The organism is Xenophilus sp., from assembly GCF_044462705.1.
In the GTDB taxonomy this organism is placed as follows: Bacteria; Pseudomonadota; Gammaproteobacteria; order Burkholderiales; family Burkholderiaceae_C; genus Xenophilus; species Xenophilus azovorans.
The window spans coordinates 4,461-8,500 of sequence record NZ_JBIQNC010000201.1 but is presented as its reverse complement, the minus strand read 5'-3'; the positions used below and the strand labels follow the sequence as shown (position 1 = coordinate 8,500).

Annotated in this window: 3 protein-coding genes and 1 pseudogene; all 4 read left to right on the top strand. The window is 73.4% G+C overall.

Annotated elements, in window-relative coordinates; all coding sequences use genetic code 11:
* Positions 1 to 38 precede the first annotated feature (38 nt).
* A complete protein-coding gene (locus ACIY1X_RS21910; protein ID WP_399684690.1) occupies positions 39 to 2,123 on the top strand; it encodes a ribonuclease catalytic domain-containing protein in 2,085 nt (694 codons plus the stop codon).
* Positions 2,124 to 2,139: 16 nt separating this feature from the next.
* Entirely contained in the window at positions 2,140 to 3,006 is an 867-nt protein-coding gene (locus tag ACIY1X_RS21905) for an energy transducer TonB (protein WP_399684687.1), read from the top strand.
* A gap of 10 nt (positions 3,007 to 3,016) precedes the next feature.
* Positions 3,017 to 3,880, top strand: coding sequence for a shikimate dehydrogenase (gene aroE, locus ACIY1X_RS21900; protein ID WP_399684685.1), 864 nt, complete (start codon positions 3,017 to 3,019; stop codon positions 3,878 to 3,880).
* A pseudogene (locus tag ACIY1X_RS21895) lies at positions 3,877 to 4,040 on the top strand (monofunctional biosynthetic peptidoglycan transglycosylase); the annotation flags it as partial. The gene aroE and the pseudogene ACIY1X_RS21895, both read left to right, overlap by 4 nt.

Sequence of the window (4,040 nt, the reverse complement as noted above, 5' to 3'; positions counted from 1 at the left end):
GGGGCTCTGCGCTCCCGGCCGCATGGGACAATCGCGCGATGTTCGTGTTGTTCGAAGAAGCCGGCAAATACCTGGGCGGCCGCGTGCTTTCCGAGGCGGAAGCCTCGGCCCAGGTGGAACTGGAGACCGGCAAGCGGGTGAAGGTCAAGGCAGCCAACGTGGTGCTGCGCTTCGACAAGCCCACGCCCCCTGAACTGATCGCCGAGGCGCGCACGCTGGCCGCCGGCGTGGACCTCCAGCTCGCCTGGGATTTCGCCCCCGAGGAGGAATTCGGCTTCGCCGACCTGGCGGCCGACTACTTCGGCGACAAGCCCTCGCTGGCGCAGCAGGCGGCGGCGCTGTTCGCGCTGTTCGACGCGCCGCACTACTTCCGCCGCGCCGGCAAGGGACGCTTCCGCAAGGCGCCGGCCGAGATCGTGCAGCAGGCGCTCGCCGCCATCGAAAAGAAGAAGGCCGTGCAGGCGCAGATCGCCGCCTGGGCCGGCGAACTGGCCGCGGGCCGCTGCCCGGACGCGATCCGCGAGCAGCTCTACCGCATCCTGTTCAGGCCCGACAAGAACGCGCCCGAGTACAAGGCCGTGGTGGAGGCCGCCCGCGGCACGCAGACGGCGCCGCTGGCGCTGCTGGAGCACGCCGGCGCCATCGACTCGGCCTACCAGTTCCACTGGCAGCGCTTCCTGTTCGAGAACTTCCCCAAGGGCCCGGGCTTCCCCGCCGCTCTGGCGGCGCCGGCCATCACCGAGGACCTGCCGCTGGCCGAGGGCGTGCAGGCCTTCTCCATCGACGACTCGCACACCACCGAGATCGACGATGCGCTGTCGGTGCAGGGCCTGGGCAGCGGCACGGTCACGGTCGGCATCCACATCGCCGCGCCGGGGCTGGCGCTGGCGCCGGGCGACGCGCTCGACCAGGTGGCGCGCAACCGCCTCTCGACCGTCTACATGCCCGGCCACAAGATCACCATGTTGCCGGACGCGGTGGTGGATGCCTACACGCTGCTGGACGGCGGCGACCGGCCGGCCGTCTCGCTGTACGCCCGCTTCGACGAGGCCACGCTCGAACTGCAGGGCGCCGAGACGCGCCTGGAGCGCGTGCCGGTGGTGGCCAACCTGCGCCACGACCGGCTCGACGGCGTGATCGACGAGGCCTGGCTGGACCTGGCCCATGCCCCCGCCGAGCAGGGCCCGCCCGAGGCCTGGGCGCTGCGCGCGCCGCTGGCCTTCCTGTGGCGGCTGGCGCGGCACCTGAAGGCCGCGCGCGAGGTGGTGCGCGGCAAGCCGGAGAGCTTCTCGCGGCCCGACTACACCTTCCGCCTGGTCGGAAGCGAAGGCGAACCGAACGGCAGCGAGCAGGTGCAGATCACCACGCGCCGGCGCGGCGCGCCGCTGGACCTGATGGTCTCCGAGGCCATGATCCTGGCCAACAGCCACTGGGGCTGCTGGCTGGCCGAGTTGGGCGTGCCGGCGCTCTACCGCAGCCAGGCCAGCCTGGCGCCGGGCATCAAGGTGCGCATGGGCACGCGCGCGCTGCCGCATGCCGGGCTGGGCGTGAAAAGCTACGCCTGGAGCACCTCGCCGCTGCGCCGCTACACCGACCTGGTGAACCAGTGGCAGATCATCGCCGCCGCCCGCCACGGCCGCACCGCCGCGCTGGCCGCGCCCTTCAAGCCGAAGGACGCGCAGCTGATGGCGATCCTGTCCGCCTTCGACGCCGCCTACGCGGCCTACAACGCCCACCAGGCCGGCATGGAGCGCTTCTGGACGCTCAAGTACCTGCAGCAGCAGGGCATCCGCGAGCTGGAGGCCACGCTGATCCGCGATGCCGGCGCCGGCGAGGCGCTGGCGCGGGCCGACGCGCTGCCGCTGGTGCTGCCGGTGCTGGGCGCGCAGGGCCTGCCGCGCGGCAGCCGGCTGCGCGTGCGCCTGGGCGACGTCGACGAGATCGCATTGGCCGTCAACGGCACCGTGGTCGAACGCCTCGACGCCGCCGCGGCACCCGCCGCCCTCGACGAGGAAGCGGCCGACGAGGAGGAAGCCACCGCCGGCCCGCTGGCCATCGCGGTGGACGTCGACGATGCCGAGGCCGGCGAGCGCCCCGCCGGCGCCGAGGTGAACCCCGCCTGACCCGCCCGCCGAACGCATGAACATCCGCGACCTCAGCACGATGCAGATCGCGCTCGGCCTGTCGGTGGCCGTGCACCTGGGGCTGCTGGCCGTGCGCTTCGCCGACCCGGAGCGCTTCGACCGCCTGCTGCAGGAGTCGCCGCTGGAGATCATCCTGGTCAACGCGCGCGGCCAGGGCGAGGTGCCCGACAAGCCCGCCGCGCTGGCCCAGACCTCGCTGGCCGGCGGCGGCGACCTGGACAAGGGCCGCGCCACCAGCCCGCTGCCGCCGTCGTCCTTCACCGCCATCGGCGACTCCGCCGAGGAGGCGCAAAGGCAGATCGAGGCGATGCAGGAGCAGCAGACCCTGCTGCTGGCGCAGATCAAGCGCCAGCTCGCCGCCATGCCGCAGCCCGACCCGCGCCGCACCGGCCAGACCGCCGAGCGGGCGGCACAGGAGGAAAAGCGCCGCCAGTTGCTGGAGCTGCTCGCCCAGATCGAGCGCCGCGTCAACGAGGAGAACGCGCGGCCCAAGCGCCGCTTCGTCAGCCCCGCCACCAAGGAGGCCACCTACGCCGTCTACGTGGACGCGCTGCGCCGCCGCATCGAGGCGCGCGGCACCGAGCGCTTCCCCGAGGCGGGCGGCAAGAAGCTCTACGGCGAGCTGACGATGATCGTGGCGGTCAACCACGACGGCACGCTGCTGGGCACCGAGATCGTCGAGAGCTCCGGCAACAAGGAGCTGGACCGCCGCGCGCAGGCCATCGTCGCCAGCATCGGCAACTTCGGCCGCTTCACCGACGCCATGCGCCGCCAGACCGACCAGTTGCTGATGCCCTCGCGCTTCAAGTTCACGCGCGACCAGACGCTGGAAACGGCCGTCTCCACGCAGCCGCAGAACTGACGAGAACGCCATGGACCGCTACTGCGTGATGGGCAACCCGGTGGAGCACTCGCGCTCGCCGTGGATCCATGCCCGCTTTGCCGAACTGACCGGCCAGCCGATGGACTACGGCCGGCGCCTGGTGCCGCTGGGCGGCTTCGCCGAAGCGGTGGCCGCCTTCCGCGAGGAGGCCGCGGCACAGGGCGGCCGCGCCGGCGGCTGCAACGTCACCGTGCCCTTCAAGTTCGACGCCGCCGCGCTGGCCGACCGCCGCAGCGAGCGCGCCGAGCTGGCCCAGGCGGTGAACACGCTGCGCTTCGAGGCCGACGGCAGCGTGTACGGCGACAACACCGACGGCGTCGGCCTGGTCAACGACATCGAGCGCAACGCCGGCCGGCCGCTGGCGGGCGCCGAGCTGCTGCTGGTCGGCGCCGGCGGCGCCGCGGCCGGCGTGCTCGGCCCGCTGCTGCACGCCGGCGTGCGCCGGCTGGTGGTCGCGAACCGCACGCGGGACAAGGCCGTCGCGCTGGTGCAGCGCCACGCCGCGCCGGCCCGGGCGCAGGGCGTGGTGCTGGAGGCGCAGCCGCTCGACGGCATGTCGGGCCTCGCCCGTTTCGACGTGCTGGTCAACGGCACCGCCGCCAGCCTCGCCGGCGACGCCGTGCCGGTGCCCGCCGGCGTGCTGCGCGAGGGCGCGCTGGCGGTGGACATGATGTACGGCCCCGCCGCCGCCGGCTTCCTGGCCTGGGCGCGCGCGCAGGGCGCCGAGCCACGCGACGGGCTGGGCATGCTGGTGGAGCAGGCGGCCGAGTCCTTCACGCTGTGGCGCGGCGTGGCGCCGCCGGCCGCCGAGGTGCTGGCCGAGCTGCGGCGCATCGTCGATACCAGGGCATGAGAGCGCTGGCGCGTTGGATCAGCTGCCTGATCGTCGCCGGCATCGCGCTGGAGCTGTTCTTCCTCGTGCGCATCGCTGCCATGGCGGCCATCGACCCGCAGTCCACCACCTTCCAGCGCTCCGAGATGTGGCGCATCGCGCTGCGCGACGGCGGCGAGGC